We start from the raw sequence: 19,780 nt of genomic DNA on the forward strand, positions 1-19,780 counted from the left end.
TCGGAGCGTCCGGGGAAAGTGTCGGCCTGCCGATTTTTGCATCGTCTGATTACATCTGTCGTTTCACGATATGGCGCTGGTATTTTTCGACGGTTCAACGCCCGATCCTGAGCTCCTGAAGTCGGTGCGATCCAACAATTTCGAGCGGAAACGGGAGATGCCGAAACCGATGCTGGCCGAAATCGGGAAATCCGGCTGGCCGGTCGCCGGGCCCGATGCCTACCCCCGCATCTTGTGGACAGATACGGGTAATGTAAACAAACCGATTACGGAGCGGGAGGTTGATCTTTAGTACGGCGGTCGCCACTGGCGTGACCGCTTTCATGCGCCTGAACTCGGAAATATTCGATGAACCGTACCCGGAACCTGTCGAGATGACCGTCGCCTGTGCGGGGTTGCCTGGAATGCCCTCGATTACGCATACGCTCCCGCACCAGATTATCCCTTGGATCGACGAATTGGGGGACGGGCCAGACGATATCGGCTGATATCCGGCCGCGTCGGACGTAAAATCGACGTATCTCGCGCGGCGGCATCGTTCAATGCGCCCGGTACGGCACTGGTTCCACAGGTGGCGTAAGGGTCCTGTAGCGTCACGTCTACGGGCTCCCGTGACAGCGGCTCACCAGACGTACGTCATTGGCAGCACCACGTATTTCGCACGGTAGTTTCGCCTCGGCCACGTATTTCCGGTGTAAATAGCCCCCCATTATTCCTGATAATGCCGCGCTTCCGGGCCGCACCAGGCAATGGTTTCCCGGTTTACCTGCGCGAATTAGTCATGTGCGCAAGTTCAGCCCATTTTTATGCAAATGGTTCGTCGCTAACTTGGTTCGGTGATGACCGGCGAGGCCCGAAATGGGTGTCCGCCCAAAAGGGTCATTGTTGAGCAGACGCGGAACCCGCAGATTGGTGATGAAAGGTCAGGCTGAATCTTGCGCAAGGAAAGATCATTTTTGCTCGGTCCCAGATTCGCCAGAGTTTCAGTGGGGACGAAAATTCCGGATTTCTGGCCATTTTATTTACCTCCCCTCCGGCCGCATCCTGATCCTGGAAAAGGAGATCGACATTGGAACCTCAACTCTCTCCACTCGCCAGATTCATCTTCGCCAGACTCAAGCGGCGCTCGGCGGTAATTCCCCAGGCATCCCTGTTCATCCGGGATCTGAAAAGCGCCATCCGTCGTCAGGGCTACGAAATCGCCGGCGATGAACTGGGGCAGGCCTTCGATGAGCTGATCAGGGCAGGTCTGGCGCACCTTAAGGTTCGCAAGGACTACATGGGGCTTATCGCGCTAAAACGGTTCGAAGGCCTTAAATCTCAAGATTAACCTCAAAGGAGAAACGCCATGAACAACAATTCCCTCAAGCTGGTGGATGCCGGACTCGTCCGGATCGACGAATGCTGCCGGTTCCTCGGCATCAGCAGGGCGAAGCTATACGAGGTCATGGACCAGGGTGAACTTCCTTATGTGAAGATCGGCCGATCGCGGCGGATCCCGCAGCAGGCGATGAAGGAGTTCGCGGCGAGCAGGATAGTGGGCTTAGGCGATTCGCACACCGGCTGATCCCGGGTTAAGATGCTTAGTTAACCTGACCGGGGAAGGTTCCCGGTAGCTACGGAGTCGGAACGTGTCCAGGCGGCGTGGAAAAGGCGAAGGTTCGATTGTCGAGCGAAGGCCCGGCCAGTGGCTGGCCGTCCTGACCGTCGGCATTGATGCGAACGGCCGCCGGCGGCGGAAGTACGTTTATGGAACGACCAAGAAGGCGGTTCAGGATAAACTGCTGGCGCTCCGGAGCGATGCCGCGCGGGGATTGATTGTGGCCACCGACCGGATGACGATTGCGGAATTCCTCCGCCGATGGCTCAAGGATTCAGCAAAACTCAGATTGAGGCCCACGTCCTATGACCGGTTCGAATGGTTTGTCGAGAAGCAGATTCTGCCGCGAATTGGCGGGGTGCAGCTTACCGCACTAACGCCTGCCCACGTCCAGGCGCTTTATGCCTCTATGATTCGGGACAAGAAGTCTGCGCGCGCATGCCAGCATGTGCATGTGATTCTTCATTCTGCATTAAACGAGGCCCTGAGATGGGGCCTTGTCTCCCGTAACGTCTGCGACGCTGTCCGGAGACCCCGGCATGTGAGCAAGCCTATCCAACCTCTGGATAAGGAACAGGTTCAGAAGTTTCTCAAACATACCCGCGGAAAGAGGCTTGAAGCGCTCATGATCCTGGCGCTGACCACAGGACTCCGGCAGGGAGAGCTTCTTGCTCTCGATTGGAAGGATCTGGACCTTGCCGCCGGCACGGTGAGTGTGCGGAAGACGCTTGTAGAGATCAAAGGGGAGTTCTCCATCGGTGAACCCAAGACCGCGCAATCGAACCGGCAGGTACGGCTGCCGGAAATCGCAGTGCAGGTTCTGAAGGTGCATAAGGAAAAGATGCTGGCCGAAGGGAACATCTCGGCACCGGTATTCTGCGACTCGGACGGCGGATATATCCGCAAGAGCAATCTGCTTCGTCGGGACTTCCGGGGGATACTCAAGGCAGCGAAGTTGCCGATGATCCGGTTCCATGACCTGCGCCATACGTTTGCGACACTGTCGATTGCCGAAGGCGTACCGATCAAGGTGATCCAGGAGGCGCTTGGTCATAGTTCCGTCACCCTTACGCTCGGGACCTATTCCCATGTGCTTCCATCGATGCAGGAAGAGGCCGTCACGAAGCTGAATCGGCTGTTCGGAACGCTGGATTCCCAAGATAGGTTGTACTTAGGTTGTACGAAGGCTCCGGAGGGTGCCCCAGCGAAGAAGCGGGCTCGGAGAAAGTCCAAGGAAAAACAGGAAGTTAACGATGGTGGCTGGGGTGGGGGTCGAACCCACGACCTACGGCTTATGAGACCGTCCGAGATGGGGTTCCACAGGTGGCAATGACGATCCAGAATCGTCTGAAAATCAATAGGTTGCATTGCTTTTGAAATCTGCTGGCGTCTGCTGAAACCACCTGTTTCCATGGATAGGTTGTACGGGGTTGCTCACGGCAGGGCGATACGGACCGATAAGGGCTCCCTCTGCGACTGTTGCTCATGCTCAGTGTAAGAACTTCCTCACTGCTGCGTCCTCCATTCCAGGGAAAGCCACTTATCTGGCACCCACAGACAGGAGTAATCGGAAATGCCACGCGACCACACTTTTCACCACACACACACACGCAGTAATGGCAACGACCACAATTGTCATGCTCATGGCCACGCCAGGCATTCTCCAGCCGTCACACCCGCCAAGTCTGATTTTTACACCTGCCCAATGCATCCCGAAGTAGTGCAGGAAGGGCCGGGAAATTGTCCCAAATGCGGGATGGCACTGGAGCCAGTGACTATTGCTGTCCAGACCGAAGAAAACACTGAATTCAATGACATGTCACGCCGGTTCTGGATCAGTCTAGCGCTGACGTTCCCCATATTTCTCCTCGCCATGGGTGAGATGATCCCCGGGCAATCATTGAGCTGGCTGTTACCGCCGCAACCGACACGCTGGATCCAGTTTTTTCTTGCTACCCCAGTTGTAATGTGGGGTGGCTGGCCATTTTTCGAACGGATGTGGACATCTTTTCGCAACCGTCACCTGAACATGTTCACCTTGATTGGCATTGGCACCGGTGCTGCATGGGGCTTTAGTGTAGCGGCATTACTGGTTCCAGAAATGTTTCCGGCCGGATTCCGGGGACATAACGGAGAAGTTGGGATCTATTTCGAAGCAGCTTCTGTGATTGTTGTGCTTGTTTTGCTCGGCCAGGTTCTGGAATTGAAAGCGAGAGACCGCACAGCAGGCGCGATCCGGACGTTAATGGATATGGCACCCAAGGTAGCACGGCGCGTAGATCCAGATGGAACGGAAACAGATATACCCCTGGAGCAAGTTGCAACGAACGACATCCTCCGGGTGCGGCCAGGCGAAAAAATCCCCGTTGACGGGATCATCCAGTCTGGGAGAAGTTCAGTGGATGAAGCACTTCTTTCGGGCGAGTCCATTCCAGTTGAAAAGGGACCAGGAGATTCGGTCACCGGCGCGACCCTCAACGTAAATGGCACATTTTTGATGCAAGCCAGGCAGGTCGGTTCAGCTACAGTTCTGGCCCGTATCGTGCAAATGGTTGGAGAAGCTCAACGCAGCCGTGCTCCGCTCCAGAAACTTGCTGACCGGGTTTCAGGGATATTTGTTCCAGCAGTAATTGCCATCGCGGCGATTTCCTTTGCTATTTGGTCAATATGGGGGCCTCAACCTGCATATGCATATGCGTTAGCCAGTTCGGTAACCGTGCTCATTATCGCCTGCCCATGCGCACTAGGCTTGGCAACGCCAATGTCAGTCATGGTAGGCGTCGGCCGGGGAGCGACGATGGGAGTGTTGATCCGAAATGCTGAAGCACTGGAGGCAATGTCCAAAATCGATACCCTTGTCGTTGACAAGACCGGAACACTGACCGACGGTCGGCCTAAACTGACAAGCATTGAGTCTCTCGGCAGTTGGAATGAGGAAGAGATTCTTCGTCTTGCTGCCGGGCTTGAATTGGGTAGTGAGCATCCACTGGCTGCATCTATCCTGGCAGCAGCAGAAGACCGGAAACTATCTCCGTCGCTGGTCAGCGGCTTCCAGTCAATCCCGGGGCAAGGCATAGTTGCTTCTCTGAACGGAGAACCGGTCGTGCTCGGCAACACCAAACTGATGGATGCCCAGGGGATTGATGTGAATAGTGCAGGAGACCGAGCGAATACAATGCGCTCTCATGGACAGACGGTAATGTTTCTCGCTGTCGCGAACCGCTTGCAGGGACTCATAGGTGTCGCTGATCCTGTACGTGAGAGTACTCCTGAGGCAATCCGGGCACTTCGTGAAGAAGGCGTGCATATTATAATGTTGACCGGAGACAGCCGGATTACAGCCAAGGCAGTCGCCAGTACGTTAGGAATTGACGAGGTATACGCAGAGGTTTCACCGGCCCAAAAGCATTCGGCAATAAAGCGACTCCAGGCTGAGGGGCGTAAAGTCGCCATGGCGGGCGACGGAGTAAATGATGCCCCCGCCCTGGCTCAGGCCCATGTTGGAATCGCCATGGGTAATGGCACCGATGTGGCCATGGAGAGTGCGGGAATCACCCTTTTAAAAGGGGACCTTCGAGGCATTGTCAAGGCACGCCGTCTTAGCCGGGCGACTGTGCAGAATATCCGACAAAACCTGTTTTTTGCCTTTATATACAATGCATTGGGAGTACCAGTGGCAGCTGGAGCTCTGTATCCCGCATTCGGCATTCACCTCAATCCCATGTTCGCTGCTGCCGCCATGAGTCTTAGCTCGGTATCGGTCATCGTAAATGCCCTGCGGCTCCGAAAGACGGCCCTATAGTGATGATCTCCGTTACGCGGACACTTTCCACAGGTTCACGCCTCCTTTGCCTAAGTGGACTTGCTCCCATTCTGAACAGCGATCAAAATGGAAAAGGCATGCGGTTAAAGAAGGCTATACCCGTCGCGCTGGTTGCGTTTTTCACGCTGCAGACAGCTGTCTCGCTTGCCTGTGAGCAGCGGTGCCATCGTCCCCTACAAACCGTCAATGAGGTTGAAGTCGATGCCGATTTACCGCCCTGCCACCGGGGAGCCGCAACGCCGGACAACTCTCCGGTAGACAGCCAGCCCTGCTCCTTCAAGGGATGCATGGACTTGCGGTCATTGGATTCTTCCCACGCAAGCGCGCCGGTCAGTATTCCACTTTCAGGAATCATGATCGCCTTCCTGTCGTATGCTCCAGGAGTGGATACAAACAAGACTGCCGTTTTCAGCCAATATGCCGGCTTAAGCCCCCCGGCAACCGCGGCTCAAAATCTTGCCACGGTCATCCTGACACTCTGATCTGTATGTAGTGCCGGTGCATTCTCGCGCCTGCATGTAGCCCTTCGTCGCATCCACCTGTTTCCGGCTCTGGAGCCTGCGTCCAAGTAACCTATTCTTGGGCGATGACTCGGAGGCCTTGGCACGGCGAAACTGGTTCGCCGATGGATCTGGTCATGAAACCACTATCTTCTGTCAATAATCATTTTTCCCGGTGCATCCGGCTTTCGGCCTTGCTGCTTGCCGCCGCACTGGGCTTTGCGGTTCCGGGGTTTGCTGCCCCCCCACCCGTTACGCTGGAGGCACTTCTGGCAGAGGCCATCCGCGTCAACCCGCAGCTTGCCGCCGCCCGGTCAAGCGCAGAAGCAGCACAGCAGATGGAACACATCGAAGGCGCGCTGCCGGATCCGGAGTTTGTGTTCCAGTACATGGTTACGCCCGCTGAAACCAGGGCTGGGCCGATTCGCTACCGCTTTGAACTGGAGCAAATGGTTCCCTTCTGGGGCATACGGGGCTTCCGCCGGGAGGCGGCACGAAAGGAGGCAAAGGCGATACGACTGGACTCGGTGGAACGTGAACTTGACGTACTGAGTGAACTGGCCGTCGCATTCCACGACTGGGATTACGCAGAAGCGGCGCTCAGGATCAACTTCAAAAACAGGGACTTGCTCAATCAGCTCCGCGAGCTGGCTGAACAGCTCTATGCCGCCGGACAGGTTCCACAAAGCGATACTCTCAAGGCTGTTGTGGAAATAGCCCGGGCCGATGTGGCCGATGCCGGGTTCCGGCGAATGTCGGAGACCGCTCAAGCGGAAATAAGCGCAATCCTGAACCGCCCGCTTGCCGTCAGCCTGGGCCAGCCGCTCACTGCGGATATGAACTACCCGGTACCAGATCTCGATTCACTGGCCGCACGGGCACTTGTCCGGCGCCCGGATCTCCTGGCTGCCGAAGCGATGACAGAGGCCGAACAGGCGCGTCTGGACCTTGCGCGGCGTGAATACTGGCCAGACCTCAAACTCGGAGCCATGTATGCGCCCGTCAAGGGTGGAACCAACCCCACATTCATGGCTGACGGAGACGACGATTTCGCCATCAAGGCGGGCATCAACATACCGCTGCAAATCGGACGCCGCCGGGCAGCAGTCGCGGGCAGTACAGCCCGGCTGGAGGCACGCCGGCATGAGCGGGAAGCGCTTAAGGTTCAGTTGATCCATAAGATTCACGAGCGCCACGAACGGGTACGGGAAACGGAGGCCGTGCTTGATCTCTACCGGAGCCGGATACGCCCCGCTGCAGAGCTTGAGCTGGAATCAGCCAGGGAAGGATATGTAACCGGACGACTCGGCTTTATCGGCCTGCTCGACAGCCAGCGTTCCTATATAGGTGTCTTGTTTGAAGAAGCTGCCGCACGGCGCGATCACCGGCAGGAACTGGCCCGACTTTTCAGAACCGCAGGGCTGCTGCCGACAGGGCAGGAGCCGGCCGGGTCCGGCGAACCTCCATCTACCCGCCTTGAAAGGAATCTCCCATGAAAACATTCATCGAAAAATACCGGACTCTCATCGGGAGCATGGCCATCGTCGCCGGCGGGCTCCTGATCTACCTGTATCTGAACCCTCCAGCAGACACCTCTAGCTTGCATTCCCATGATGCGGGTCTGGAAACCCATGGCAGCCATGGTACGGTGACTCAGGCAGAACTGTGGACCTGCTCCATGCATCCGCAGATCCGTCACGATAAACCGGGTGCATGTCCCATTTGCGGGATGCCACTTGTACCGGTAACGGGCCAGGCCGCCAACAAGCTTGCTGTGGAAACCGATATTGTCCGGAGGCAGCCGCTTAACCGGGAAATACGGGCGGTCGGCAAACTCGCTGTCGATGAAACACGACTTGGATATATCACGGCCCGCGTGGGCGGACGTGTGGACCGGCTTTATGTGGGTTTTGTGGGAGCCCCCGTCAGGAGAAACGACCCGCTCGCGGAAATCTACAGTCCGGAACTGCTCGTCGCCCAGCGCGAACTGCTGCTCGCTGCCTCCAGGCCGGGCGCATCCGGACAGTTGCTGGAACTGGCCCGGACGAAACTCCGGTTATGGGGCCTGCTGCCAGCCCAGATAAGCGAAATTGAGGCATCCGGACAGCCCCGGACCCATATCACTCTTTTTGCGCCCCAGGCCGGAACAGTAATCGAAAGGAATGTTCTTGAAGGCCAGTACGTGAAAGAGGGTGATGTGCTGTTCCAGATTGCCGACTTGAGCACGCTGTGGCTCAACCTCGATATCTACGAAAGCGACTTGTCCTGGATACGAACCGGCCAGACAGTCGATATCAATGTTGAATCGTACCCCGGCGAATGGTTTTCGGGAACCGTCGCCTTTATTACACCGATGATGGATGACGCCACGCGTACGGTTCGGGTGCGCGTAAACGTCAGCAACCCGGATGGGCGGATGAAACCGCTGATGTACGCATCGGCGGTCATCCGTGTGCCGTGGAAGTCCGGAACAGAAAAATTGCCTCTGGCGGTTCGGGCCTCGGCAGTGCTGGATACCGGCACGCGCAAGGTTGTCTACCGGCAGACTCCAGACGGGAATTTTGAGCCTGTGGACGTAAAACTAGGCCCCCTGTCCCTGGGGGATGACGCGCAGTCCAGGCCCGGACGCTACTACCCAGTGATAGACGGACTCGGCGAAGGTGATGAGGTGGCCGTCCGCGGCGCTTATCTCATCGACAGCCAGCGGCAGATTGATGGATCGCCAAGCCTTCTGTACCCGGAAGGGCATGGCGGAACCCATGACCATTCCCATCACGGGCACTGAAACGCAGGGTATAAGAATCATGAGCTATCTTATCCGCTGGTGTCTCGATAACCGCCTCCTCGTCGTCATACTGTCGGCGGCCATCCTCGCTGGAGGCTTTCTTTCACTCCGCCATCTTCCGGTCGATGCAATTCCCGACATCGGCGAAAAACAGGTGATCGTTTACGCCGACTGGCCGGGCCGTTCCCCCCAGGATGTCGAAGACCAGGTGACCTACCCGCTTGGCGTAAGCCTTCAGGGAACACCCGGTGTCCGCAACATCCGCACCATGTCGGGATTCGGCTTTTCAATGGTATTCGTCATTTTCCGGGATGAGGTGGACTACTACTGGGCCCGCTCACGGACGCTGGAAAGGCTCAGTGCCGCGCAATCCCGCCTTCCTCAGGGGGTGGTGCCCGTCCTCGGCCCGGATGCGACGGCACTGGGACAGATCTACTGGTACACGCTGGAAGCCGATGGCGCGAATCCGGCCCAGCTCCGGTCCCTGCAGGACTGGTACGTCCGCTACCAGCTCAATGCGGTCGAGGGTGTATCCGAAGTCGCAAGTGTCGGAGGATATGTCCGGCAGTACCAGATCGATGTGCATCCCGACCGCCTGCGGGCTCACCGGGTCACGCTTCCGGAGGTGTACGAGGCTGTTGTCCGGAGCAATATCGACGTCGGAGCCAAGGTGGTCGAGCAGAACGGGCTTGAATTTTTCATCCGGGGTGTCGGGTTTCTCAAAGGCATCGAGGATATTGAAAACATTGTGATCCGGCAGGAAGGCGGAACTCCCCTCCTTGTCCGGAATGTCGCACACGTCACCATGGGCCCGGATTTCCGCCGTGGCGGCCTGGACAAGAGGGGCCGGGAGGCAGTGGGCGGAGCCGTCACCATGCGGTATGGCGAGAACCCCCTGGCAGTACTGGAACGGGTCAAGGAGCGGATCAGGGAGATAGAATCCGGCCTCACGATAACGCTTTCAGACGGCCGGCAGGTTCCGGTGCATATCGTCCCGTTCTACGACCGTAGCGCTATCATTCAGGAGACTCTCGATACACTGGCCAAGGCACTGACTGAGGAAGTGCTGGTTGTGGCCGGCATCGTGCTGGTCTTCCTGCTGCACCTGCGCAGTTCACTCGTCATACTTCCCACGCTGCCGCTGGCGCTCGCGAGCAGTTTTCTCCTGATGTACTGGCTGGGCGTCGACGGCAACATCATGTCCATGGCGGGTCTGGCCATCGCGATCGGCGACATTGCCGACATGGGCATCATCATGACCGAGAACATCTACCGGCGGCGGCTCGAGGAACCGGACCGTCCCCATCTGGAGCTGGTCCGGGAAGCAGCGGCCGAGGTGGCGACCCCCATCTTCACGGCCGTTTCAAACACGCTGATATCCTTTATCCCTGTCTTTTTTCTTACCGACCAGGAAGGGAAACTGTTCAAGCCGCTCGCTTATACAAAGACATTCGCCATCGGTGCGGCCGTGGTATTTGCCATCGTGCTGGTTCCAGTTCTTTCCTACTACCTGCTGAATCCGAAACGGCTTTCGGTGCGGGTTTCAGGCCTCGTGGCATCACTCACCGGGATAGCGGCCTCGATTGCATCGGGACTGCTGATTACCAGCTCACTCGAAGGCCGGGCCGGATGGACCGGCTGGCCGGCGGCCGCCGGTATCGGCGTGATTTCGGGTTTCATCGTTTACCGGCTGGGCCGCGAGCGCCTGATACCGGTGGATGACAACGTGGTATCACGCTTCATCCACGGTGCCTACCGTCCGGCGCTCCGGTGGGTACTCGCCCACAAGATGCTGTTCCTGATGCTGCCCGCCGGCCTCGTTGCCACCGGTTTCATGATTTTTGTCCGGACCGGGCGGGAGTTCATGCCACCTCTGGATGAGGGGTCCATTCTCTACATGCCATCCCTGCTTCCATCGGCGTCGCTGACCGAGGTACAGGCCGCACTGGCCAGGCAGAACGTGGCGATCGAATCGGTTCCGGAAATAGCCAGTGTCGTCGGCAAGTTCGGCCGCACCGATTCCCCCCTCGATCCGGCCCCGGTCAGCATGATCGAGACCGTGATCATGCTGAAACCAAAGGGACAGTGGCGGCCGGTCCCCGTCGAGCGGTGGCATACCGGAGTGCACTGGCTTTCCGTACTGCACCCGCTGCTAGACAGGGTGTGGCCTCCATACCGGGATCGCACGAAGGAGGATATTCTCGCCGAGCTACAGGAAGTTACCGATATCCCCGGGGTGCTGCCGACATGGCTCCAGCCAATCCAGACGCGCCTTATCATGCTGCAGACCGGATTCCGGGCGATGATGGGGGTGAAGATCTACGGCTCCGACCTGAAGGAAATCGAGCGTATCGGACTTGAAATGGAGCAGATCCTGAAAGCGGTCCCCGGCGCGACCGACATCGTGGCCGACCGGATCATCGGAAAGCCCTATCTGGAGTATGAAATCGACCGCCAGGCCATCGCCCGGTACGGGGTCAGCGTTCGTGATGTACAGGACATCATTGAAATGGGCATTGGCGGCGAAAACCTTACGAGTACGGTCGAAGGCCGTGAACGCTATCCAGTACGCGTCAGATACCCCAAGGAGTTGCGCGAGGATTTTGACAGCCTCCAGCGGATACCGGTTCCTGCCGCCACTGGCGCCCAGATTCCGATCTCGCAGCTTGCCCGCATACGGCACCGGACCGGCCCACAGGAAATCAAAGGCGAAAACGGCCTGCTGGTCGGCTATGTGACGATGAATACCCGCGACCGGGACGAAGTGAGCGTGGTTGAGGATGCCGAGCGGCTGCTTCGCGCCGAAAAGGAAAAAAGCGACCGCCTCCTCTCGGAAGGCCGGCCTGGAGAAGTCACGCTACACGTACCGCCCGGTTACCACTGGGAGTGGGGCGGGCAGTTCGAGAATCAGCGCCGGGCGGCGGAGCGGCTCGCCGTGCTCGTGCCACTCGTCCTTCTCGGAATGTTCATCATGATCTATCTGGGCTTCGGGAAATGGTGGCTCGCCCTGCTGGTGTTTTTTTCCATTCTGGTCGCGGCTTCCGGCGGTTTTATTCTCCTGAACTGGTGGGGAGCGAACCTGAGCGTTGCCGTATGGGTGGGCTTCATCGTGCTGTTTGGCGTCGCCGATGACGACAGCGTGGTGATGCTCTCTTACCTGGAACGGAACTTCAGGGACCGGCGGGAAACAGGCAGTCCTGTTTCCCGCGAGGAAATCCGCGAACTGGTCGTCAATGCAGGGCTGAAGCGCATCCGGCCCTCGCTCATGGCACTTTCCACCAGCGTGATCGGGCTCCTGCCGGTGATGCTCGCGCAGGGACGCGGATCCGATATCATGCAGCCCATGGCAATCCCCAGCGTCGGCGGCATGGCGATACACGTCATTACCCTGTTTGTAACGCCGTGCATCTACTGCGCCGTGATGGAGCGAAAACTCCTGGGATCTCACTGATTCTTCTCCACTGAAAATAACCGAGGTTGGCCGTGCCGCCGCCAAACAGGATCGGGTCCCTGGCGAGCCAGCGGCCGGTCCTGGGGTCGTAGTCCCGCGCCCCGAAGCGGTACAAACGCGTGTCGGGGTCGTGCAGCCCGCCCGCGCAGGGCGCCGCAGGCTGAAAGGAGAGAACAACGAAAACAGGAACAGAAGAATTGACGCACCAGCAGGAACAAAATTATTAACCGATCTCAGGGAAAAAGCGAAACTTTCAGGACACTACCACCATTTATACGTCACGAGGATGACAGGCGAGACGATGCATTCGCCGTGATCCACCAAGAAAGAAATGATGCACCAATCATCCCTGCTGTCCATATCAATACGACAAAAATCAAATTGTCTCGAACTGTTATTTTTGGATCAGATAATCGTGATATTTCTGGATTAGACTTCATGAAGATTAGATGTATATGGCCCCCGACTTCGCATTTTTCTTCCGGCCGAACGTAGCTATTATATACACACGATGTTGAGTATATTTGACTATTCACTTCATATTCTATTACTCCAACACGAACTCCATTCCGGTCACTTACAGAAACAACAGCCGCTTTTATTGTATCCCCACTACGATACAATTCGAGTTCTTCGAGAGTACTCCAGATCACGCCAATACTGACTATTGCAAGAAATGCGGAAAATATGTAAAATATGCGTCTTCTGACTTTATTTTCCATGGCAGTTATTCAGTCCCCTTGATATCACTTCAGTATTAGTGACCGACCCGCCCTGATAGGCCGCAACACCGGCGCCGGGACTAAGAGCAATGCTATGGATGGTTTTGCCTTCACTATTCTTACCCCATGACCAAGTAGCTGAGCTCTTGCCGATAAGTCCGAGATCCAGAGTTAGGGTTTTCGACAAACCTTGGAGATCAGATTCTTTGTTGGCAGTGGTAAGGATAAGACCCACCGAAACACCAATTCGACCACCCAAACCATACCCAGCATTTGCTCCACCTTCATCTTCGGGAATACTCACCCCTGAACGGACAAGACCTTTTGCAGCTCCATAGGTTATGAACCCTGACCTGCCCCCGCAAATTTGAGCCAAACCGAGTGAGAGTCCAAACTGCCCTTTGAGGGCTGGAGACTCCCCGATGAAAAGCAGAAAGAGGCACGCGCCGGAGGCGATCGTAAAGAAACTCCGGGAGGTGGACGCAGAGCTGGCCGCCGGTACGCCGATGGGCCAGGTGTGCCAGAAGCTCGAAGTGAGCGAGCAGACCTACTACCGCTGGAAGCGGAAATACGGCGGCCTGAGCATGGACGAGGCGAAGCGGCTCAAGGCACTCGAAGAAGAGAACGGACGGCTGAAGAAGCTCGTGGCGGATCTCTCCCTCGACAAGGAAATGCTGAAGGAACTCGTCAAGGGAAACTTCTAAGCCCCGAACGCCGACGCAGGGCCGTCAGAAAGCTCCGGGACCGGTACCCGGTCTCGGACCGACGGATCTGCCGGCTGGTGAAGCAGCCCAGATCGACTCAGGTGTATGTGCCAAGGGTGAAGGACGAGAACCAGCAGATCGTCGAACGGATGCTGGAACTGGTCAGGGTTTACCCAAGGTACGGATACCGGAGAATCTGCGCGAAGCTCCGCCAGGAAGAGTGGCAGGTGAGCGAGAAGCGCGTTCACCGGCTCTGGAAGCGTGAGGGGCTGAAAGTGCCCAGAAAGCCACGAAAACGGCGCAGGCTGGGCCTGAGCGCAAACAGCATCGTCTGCTACCGGGCCGAGCACAAGGACCATGTCTGGACGTGGGATTTCGTCCATGACCGGACGGAAGAGGGCCGTACCCTCAAGTGGCTCACCCTCGTGGATGAGTTCACGCGGGAGTGTCTGGCCTTAAAGGTCGAACGGAAACTGAAGTCGGAAGACGTGATCGAGGTGCTGGAAGAACTGATCGCCACGCGGGAACTCCCGAGGTTTATCCGCAGCGACAACGGATCGGAGTTTATCGCCAAGGCGCTGAAGAACTGGCTGGCCGAGGCCCATGTCGGCACGCTCTATATCGCGGCCGCTTCACCGTGGGAAAACGGCTACGCCGAGAGCTTTAACGGCAAGCTCCGGGACGAGCTTCTGGAGTGTGAACTGTTCTACAGCCTCGACGAGGCAAAATTCCTGGGACAGGAATGGAAGGATGAGTATAATAACGAACGACCGTACAGCAGTCTGGACTACCTGACGCCTGCGGAGTTCGCCCAGTGCTTGGTAGATTCGGCTTCCGGGGCTTCGCCCCTCCAGCCGATTCTACCGGGTCAGATGTACAACCCGACTAACACTCGGAGTGGCCCGGAAATGTAGGGCTGGTCACGTCCATCCCAAGATCGTCCAGGAGCGTCTGGGACACTCCCAGATCTCGGTCACGCTCGATACCTACAGCCATGTTCTCCCCGGCATGCAGCGCGACGCCGCCGACAGGCTGGATGCGCTGCTAAACCCCTCGTCTGGCCCGTCAGCCCCCATGAAACGCTAGATATCCCGGGGGTCAAAAGGCGGAAAATCAGCCCAGGGGTGCGACGAGCCGCTGAAGACGGACGACGACTCCAGCCGGTAGTCCTCAGACTTTACTTCATAGGTCCCCCGCTCCCGCGCCCCCTCCCTCGCTATCCAGCAGGCCATGAGCCGGTCCCCGGTATGGGAGTCGGGATGGTAGAGGAGGCAGTCGCTGATCCAGTTCTGGATCTCCGGCGACGAGTCGGGACCCGGTATCTCCCACAGCCCCTGCTCAAACTCGGCGAAAACCGACTCCACGCCATAGGCCTCGTGGTGCTTGTTGAGGCCCGTCTGGTGGGCCTCGACCGGAAGCCCCGGGTTTCTCTCCACAAGCGCCTGGCGAAGATAGTCCTGCGCGCCGTTGCTTTCGAGAAAGACGACCGAACTCCACCTCGCCTGCACGGCGATGATCCGCTCCAGGATCATGGGGAGCGCCCACTGGCCGCTCTCGATGCCCATGACCCGGCGGATATTCGTGGCCCGGTTGACCGCGATCGTGAAGATGGCCGTGAGATCATGGCTCTTCCCCCGCCCCACGGCCGGATCGACTCCGGTAAAGAGCGCCCATTCCTCCGGATGCACCGGCTCGCCGGGCTTCAGGTCACTCCGGATGCACCGGTTTACCCAGGCCTCCTTGCAGCGGGCCGCCTCGTCCGACCGGGGTTCGTTCAGGAACTGACGCGCAAAGGCCAGCGGGCCCAGTTCATCGCGCCTTTTCTGTATACGCTGCTCCGTCCACCCAAACGGTACATCCGGCTTTCCCCGTGGCTTTGGCCACAGGATCCTGCCATCCGAGACCGCCCGGTCCAGGTGGTGATAAAACCCCGGCCGGCGTGCCAGTTCGAACATCGCATCCCCGGGGTGCCAGGCCGTGCCGATGGCGATCAGCCTGCCGCCGTCCACGAGACGGCCCAGCACCTCGCTCTCGATCCACGCCAGCACCTTCCGCCTCGAACTTTCCGTAAAGGTGTTTTCGAACCCCAGGACGTCGTCCAGGATGACGAGATCGAGGCGGCTCCCGTTAATCGGCCCGAAGGCCCCCGTCACCTGGACCGTCCGGTCCTTGTGAAACGCCGTCCTCCTGAGGCTGATCGCCCCCTGCCCCCACGGCGTCCCCGGCCGGACATGGGGAAAGACCTCCCGGTAACGGGGGTTCTCAATGACATGCCGCGAGATCGTCTGCAGGAACTTCTCGGCCTGCGGATTGCTCGTGGCCGAAATGATGGCGATGCGTGTGTTGGGATCGCGGCCCATGAGCCACAGGGGCCTCAGGATGCTCATCTGCTCGGACTTGCCGTGCTCGACCGGCGCATGGAGGATGAGCCGGTCGTGACGGCCAGCCAGTTCATGCCAGTGCCGGTGGAAGGGTTCGTTCCGGTAGCCGCCCACGTAGGCGGCGAAGAAGTTGATGTCCCGGCGGGACATCAGCCGGAAATAGTCCAGACGGTCCTTACTGCTGGTCTTCAATGAGCGCCTCCAGCCGTTTCAGCAGATCCTCTTCCTCATCCGGCCGCATCTGGTACTCCATCCGCTGCGTCGGCTCCCCCTCCATCAGGAGGCACTTGTCGGTGACGATTCCATAAGCGACCGGGAGCCGCTCCGGGGGGATCATTCCCTCCATGACCGCCTGCAGGAGCCGGATGGCGGCGGCCGCCTGCAGGCGGTTGGCCATCTGGAGCCGCTCGGCCCGCTTGTGGCGCCGGTAGGTTTCAAACTCCTCGCTCCCGGACCAGCTCTTGTGCCACTCGACCGTTGTCGTTTCCGGCAACCTGAGCTTCCGGGCCACCTCGGCGTTCGTCAAGTCCCCGGCGAACAGCCGGTAGGCCTCGTCCCGGAGCTTTGGATCGTGTTTCTTACCCCTTGGCACGGCGCGCCTTCTTTCCGGCAAAGGTCTCAAATCTCTGGACGATGACGTCGCAGTAAACCGGGCTGATCTCGAGGCCATGGCACCGGCGGCCCAGTTCCTCGGCCGCGATGAACTGCGAGCCGCTCCCGGCAAAGGGCTCGTAGCAGAGCTCGCCCGGTTTGGTGTGCTGGCGGATGGGCAGGCGAAACAGTTCCACCGGCTTTGACGTCGGATGACTGGTCGGCGTGCCCGGTGCGACCGTCGGAACCTGCCAGACGGTGCTTGAAAAGCCCTCCACGATCCGCTCAGGCCGGTGGGGCCTTTGCCACCCGAACAGGCACGGCTCGTGCTGCCACAGGTACCACGACCGGGTGAGCACTGGCCGGTCCTTCATCCAGATGATCTGCTGGTGGACAAAGGCATTGTTGTCATTCCATACCTTCTCAAGCATCGCCTGGCGGCGGCTCGCGTGCCAGCAGTACCAGGCCGCCCCGGGGAGCACGGCCTCCTTTACTGCCACCCGGTAGAAGTCCTCGTAGAGCTTTATCCCCTGGGCCGACTCGTCCCATGTAAGCCCATAGCTGCCGGACCAGTCCTTGTTCCGTTTTTTCCCCTCATTCCACCGGTGCGGATGGTTCGTCCCGTCGTAGTCGACCAGATACGGCGGATCGGTCGCAAACAGTTTTGCCTTCTCGCCCTGCATCACCCGGACAACGTCGGCCTCCTTTGTCGAATCTCCGCACAGGAGCCGGTGATTGCCCAGAATCCACAGGTCACCCGGCCGTGTGACCGGCCGTTTCGGGGGCTCAGGGACCGCTTCCGGGTCGCCCTGCTGGGTCTGGACATATGGCCTCCCAAGGCGGTCCAGAAGGCCATTCAGGGCGTCCCGGTCGTAGCCCGTGCCGTGAAGGCTGCCCGATGTCTTTTCGACCGACTCCAGCAGCGCCGCCAGCGCCTCCGTGTCATACCCCGCCACGTCGTTCGTCCGGTTATCGGCCAGCAGTATCCGCCGCGCCTCCTCGTCGGTGCAGTCGACCCAGATCACCGGTATCTCCCGCGCCCGCATCCGCCGGGCCGCCTCCAGCCGGTGGTTCCCGGCCAGCACGTGCCCCGTCGACCGCTGGGCCACGACCGCCCCGTAGAAGCCATTCTGTTCAATCGACTCGCTGATCGCCCGCAAATCCCCCCGGCGGGGGTTTTCGGGGTGGGGCTTCAGTTTCGACAGCAGTTCCATCCCCTGCCCGGCATTCCGGATCTCCATAAATCGCTCCTCATCGGCTACAGTCCCCACCCGTAGGGCAATATTAGGTGGTCCGCCGGGGGCAGCGGGGACTTGGGAAGAAACCGGAGATTCCAATGGGACACGAACGCGATCCGATGACCGGACTCACCATCTGGGGGCAATCGAAGCACTTCAATCGGAACTATCTGAACGGAGACGATACCTTCAACACCGCCCCTTATTCCGATTGCGACATCTTCTGCACAGCTTCGATCGCCGCTGAGTTCGGCATGAACCCCGATTATTCCCGGAAGGTGATCATTCGCCAGTACTGGGAAATGTTTGGCTTCCGGCGGGTCAGGGGTGATTCCGGCGAGAGCATTTTCATGACCCACACCCAGTCGGCCGCCGCGGCGGCAAACTCCTGGCACACAGCGCGGCTCCTCCGCCGCCGGGAACGGGTACCGGGGTGGACGGGCGTCTCGTCCGCCTCTGCACCCGCGTATCTTCCATCCGGCTATTTCCCGTCCAGCTACAACGCCACGGCAGTTTCCTCACTGGGGGGTTAGGGGCGATAAAACGGACGGAGGTGCGGGTTTCTGCTGTCTACAGCAAGACCGCGAGTCAGTTGCAACCCGCGCCCATCAACAGAATAATGTGACGAAACAGTCTGGCCGCAGATCAGGCCAGTTGCAGGAAGTTGGCAGGCGCGAATATGCCGTGCCGGCGGAGCGGCTCTGGCGACTCACGCTCGCACAGCGCCTTCACGCTTTTCAGCCGCTCGGCGGCCGCGAGCGCGAAAAATGGCGTACCCAGTACGCCTTCATTCTTCGTCCATTCAGGAGCATTGGTCCGGCCACGTTCGGCCAGAAGCTCCGCCAGTGCGGCAGCGACAATCCGCACCTGACGGTTGCCAGATTCCGGTGGTGCAAACGACACCCTTGGATCGCGCAGCCGGGTCCATTCGAGCGTCAGTTCCCTGAGCCGCAGGGCGTCCCGTGCGATCAGCGCTTCCGCCATCTGTTCCAGCAAGGGTTTCACAACGTCTCCCAGAGGTCTTCCAGCGCGTATTTTGCCTTCAGTTCGGCTCCCGGTTCAAGGTACGGCAGCATCGCGCTCCAGGCAGCTTCGCGGCTCATCCCGGCATCCCTGAGCTTGCGGACCAGAAGCTCGGCGTCCGAGATGTCCAGATCATCCCGCCATGCCGACAGTTTCATGGCCGCCAGCTGGACAACCGACGGCATCGCCACCTCAATCCCCGGAGCCCTTAATATGACCGTTTCCTGTACCGGCGGCCGGACGTACGCCTTTGCCGCATCATTCAGCCAGCCATCGGGCAGGCCGAGGTTCGATCCCACTCCGGCAACGAGTCTCCGGATATGCGACGAATCGGCTGGTTCGAGAAAAACCGAGTCGATATCGTACGTGCTTTCCCGGCTGCCGAATCCCAAAGTCATGGCTGCTCCACCAACAACCAGCAGCCGTATATGCGTTCCATCTGCAAGAGCGGCCTGGCCCAGTTCACGGAGGGCATTCTCGATTTCGGCTTTTGACAGGCGGGACACGCCGTGGACCTCCGCAGGATTCCCTGCCGCCAGATCTTAACCGATTTTCCGCCATACCAGTGGTCCCACCGGCAAAGACCACCCCAGCAATCTCGCTGGAAATCACCCTCCACCCAGCCTTCGGGAAAAGCCGCACCTGGTTGAGGGACCCCCGCCTTATATCAGCCTTACGTACCAGCGGGCGCACATGACTTTGCTTTTTTGTCCGGAAACCTACGAACTTCTACGAACCTTGAGAGTTACTGGTATTTCTTGCCGCAATTCGCAGAAAACCAGTGCCGGACTCTTAATCAGCGGGTCGCCGGTTCGAGCCCGGCATCTCCCACCACACCTTTCCCCGGCAACTAAACCCCTGGTATCCCTGTCAGATTGCAGGAATGGGTCCATTACGGCCGGTTCCGGCTGAAACCGCCCGAATTGCTGGAAACCAGGAGCGGATGACTTTGGGACAGCATT

General features: G+C 58.8%; 19 protein-coding genes and 1 pseudogene. 13 read left to right on the forward strand and 7 right to left on the reverse strand.

The window, feature by feature from the left end; all coding sequences use genetic code 11:
• Window positions 1-70: 70 nt before the first annotated feature.
• From KIT79_08240 to KIT79_08285, 10 genes are all read left to right on the forward strand, one after another.
• A complete protein-coding gene (locus KIT79_08240; GenBank protein ID MCW5829290.1) occupies window positions 71-292 on the forward strand; it encodes a hypothetical protein in 222 nt (73 codons plus the stop codon).
• Window positions 282-488 (forward strand): hypothetical protein, encoded by a 207-nt coding sequence (locus KIT79_08245; protein MCW5829291.1) that lies wholly within the window; start codon window positions 282-284, stop codon window positions 486-488. Before KIT79_08240 ends, KIT79_08245 begins: the two co-directional genes overlap by 11 nt.
• Window positions 489-1,069: 581 nt before the next feature.
• A complete protein-coding gene (locus KIT79_08250) occupies window positions 1,070-1,330 on the forward strand; it encodes a hypothetical protein (protein MCW5829292.1) in 261 nt (86 codons plus the stop codon).
• Between the two features lie 18 nt (window positions 1,331-1,348).
• Window positions 1,349-1,567 (forward strand): helix-turn-helix domain-containing protein, encoded by a 219-nt coding sequence (locus tag KIT79_08255; protein ID MCW5829293.1) that lies wholly within the window; start codon window positions 1,349-1,351, stop codon window positions 1,565-1,567.
• 64 nt (window positions 1,568-1,631) lie between these two features.
• The gene (locus KIT79_08260) at window positions 1,632-2,933 is read left to right on the forward strand and encodes a site-specific integrase (GenBank protein MCW5829294.1); all 1,302 of its coding nucleotides are present in this window, start codon (window positions 1,632-1,634) and stop codon (window positions 2,931-2,933) included.
• 240 nt (window positions 2,934-3,173) lie between these two features.
• A complete protein-coding gene (locus tag KIT79_08265) occupies window positions 3,174-5,402 on the forward strand; it encodes a copper-translocating P-type ATPase (protein ID MCW5829295.1) in 2,229 nt (742 codons plus the stop codon).
• A gap of 98 nt (window positions 5,403-5,500) precedes the next feature.
• Complete coding sequence (locus KIT79_08270) at window positions 5,501-5,905, forward strand: hypothetical protein (protein ID MCW5829296.1); 405 nt, start codon at window positions 5,501-5,503, stop codon at window positions 5,903-5,905.
• Window positions 5,906-6,060: 155 nt separating this feature from the next.
• Window positions 6,061-7,419, forward strand: coding sequence for a TolC family protein (locus KIT79_08275; GenBank protein MCW5829297.1), 1,359 nt, complete (start codon window positions 6,061-6,063; stop codon window positions 7,417-7,419).
• Window positions 7,416-8,708 carry an efflux RND transporter periplasmic adaptor subunit gene (locus KIT79_08280; GenBank protein ID MCW5829298.1) on the forward strand — a complete coding sequence of 431 codons (1,293 nt, stop codon included), beginning with the start codon at window positions 7,416-7,418 and terminating at the stop codon, window positions 8,706-8,708. Before KIT79_08275 ends, KIT79_08280 begins: the two co-directional genes overlap by 4 nt.
• Window positions 8,709-8,718: 10 nt before the next feature.
• Window positions 8,719-12,159 carry an efflux RND transporter permease subunit gene (locus tag KIT79_08285; GenBank protein ID MCW5829299.1) on the forward strand — a complete coding sequence of 1,147 codons (3,441 nt, stop codon included), beginning with the start codon at window positions 8,719-8,721 and terminating at the stop codon, window positions 12,157-12,159.
• On the opposite strand, the gene KIT79_08290 is transcribed toward KIT79_08285, so the two are convergent.
• On the reverse strand, window positions 12,092-12,295 hold the full coding sequence (locus KIT79_08290; GenBank protein ID MCW5829300.1) for a hypothetical protein: 204 nt from the start codon (window positions 12,293-12,295) through the stop codon (window positions 12,092-12,094). The two genes, KIT79_08285 and KIT79_08290, sit on opposite strands and share 68 nt — an antisense overlap.
• Before the next feature lie 575 nt (window positions 12,296-12,870).
• Window positions 12,871-13,185, reverse strand: coding sequence for a hypothetical protein (locus KIT79_08295; GenBank protein MCW5829301.1), 315 nt, complete (start codon window positions 13,183-13,185; stop codon window positions 12,871-12,873).
• Window positions 13,186-13,303: 118 nt separating this feature from the next.
• Between KIT79_08295 and KIT79_08300 the strand changes: the two genes are divergently transcribed.
• Together KIT79_08300 and KIT79_08305 are read left to right on the forward strand one after the other, a co-directional pair.
• Window positions 13,304-14,499 (forward strand): IS3 family transposase gene (locus tag KIT79_08300; GenBank protein MCW5829302.1). Its coding sequence is split into 2 segments (ribosomal slippage): window positions 13,304-13,565 and window positions 13,565-14,499, totalling 1,197 coding nucleotides; the frame shifts between segments, so codons are not numbered across the junction.
• A gap of 10 nt (window positions 14,500-14,509) precedes the next feature.
• Window positions 14,510-14,671 (forward strand): annotated as a pseudogene (locus KIT79_08305) (site-specific integrase).
• Here the strand turns inward: KIT79_08305 and KIT79_08310 are convergent.
• From KIT79_08310 to KIT79_08320, 3 genes are read right to left on the reverse strand one after another with little or no spacing between them, the layout of a single operon-like run.
• Window positions 14,668-16,158 carry a hypothetical protein gene (locus KIT79_08310; GenBank protein ID MCW5829303.1) on the reverse strand — a complete coding sequence of 497 codons (1,491 nt, stop codon included), beginning with the start codon at window positions 16,156-16,158 and terminating at the stop codon, window positions 14,668-14,670. The pseudogene KIT79_08305 and the gene KIT79_08310 overlap by 4 nt on opposite strands.
• The gene (locus KIT79_08315) at window positions 16,142-16,558 is read right to left on the reverse strand and encodes a hypothetical protein (GenBank protein MCW5829304.1); all 417 of its coding nucleotides are present in this window, start codon (window positions 16,556-16,558) and stop codon (window positions 16,142-16,144) included. Before KIT79_08315 ends, KIT79_08310 begins: the two co-directional genes overlap by 17 nt.
• Window positions 16,545-17,798 carry a DNA modification methylase gene (locus KIT79_08320; GenBank protein MCW5829305.1) on the reverse strand — a complete coding sequence of 418 codons (1,254 nt, stop codon included), beginning with the start codon at window positions 17,796-17,798 and terminating at the stop codon, window positions 16,545-16,547. The genes KIT79_08315 and KIT79_08320 overlap by 14 nt, the downstream gene beginning before the upstream one ends.
• 95 nt (window positions 17,799-17,893) lie before the next feature.
• Between KIT79_08320 and KIT79_08325 the strand changes: the two genes are divergently transcribed.
• Window positions 17,894-18,328, forward strand: a complete 435-nt coding sequence (locus KIT79_08325) for a hypothetical protein (protein ID MCW5829306.1) — start codon at window positions 17,894-17,896, stop codon at window positions 18,326-18,328.
• A 112-nt stretch (window positions 18,329-18,440) separates the two neighbouring features.
• Here KIT79_08325 and KIT79_08330 read toward each other — a convergent pair whose 3' ends face one another.
• Window positions 18,441-18,800, reverse strand: coding sequence for a hypothetical protein (locus KIT79_08330; GenBank protein MCW5829307.1), 360 nt, complete (start codon window positions 18,798-18,800; stop codon window positions 18,441-18,443).
• Window positions 18,797-19,324 carry a hypothetical protein gene (locus KIT79_08335; GenBank protein ID MCW5829308.1) on the reverse strand — a complete coding sequence of 176 codons (528 nt, stop codon included), beginning with the start codon at window positions 19,322-19,324 and terminating at the stop codon, window positions 18,797-18,799. The genes KIT79_08330 and KIT79_08335 overlap by 4 nt, the downstream gene beginning before the upstream one ends.
• Window positions 19,325-19,780 lie beyond the last annotated feature (456 nt).

This window comes from Deltaproteobacteria bacterium (assembly GCA_026129095.1).
GTDB lineage: Bacteria > JAGRBM01 > JAGRBM01 > JAGRBM01 > JAHCIT01 > JAHCIT01.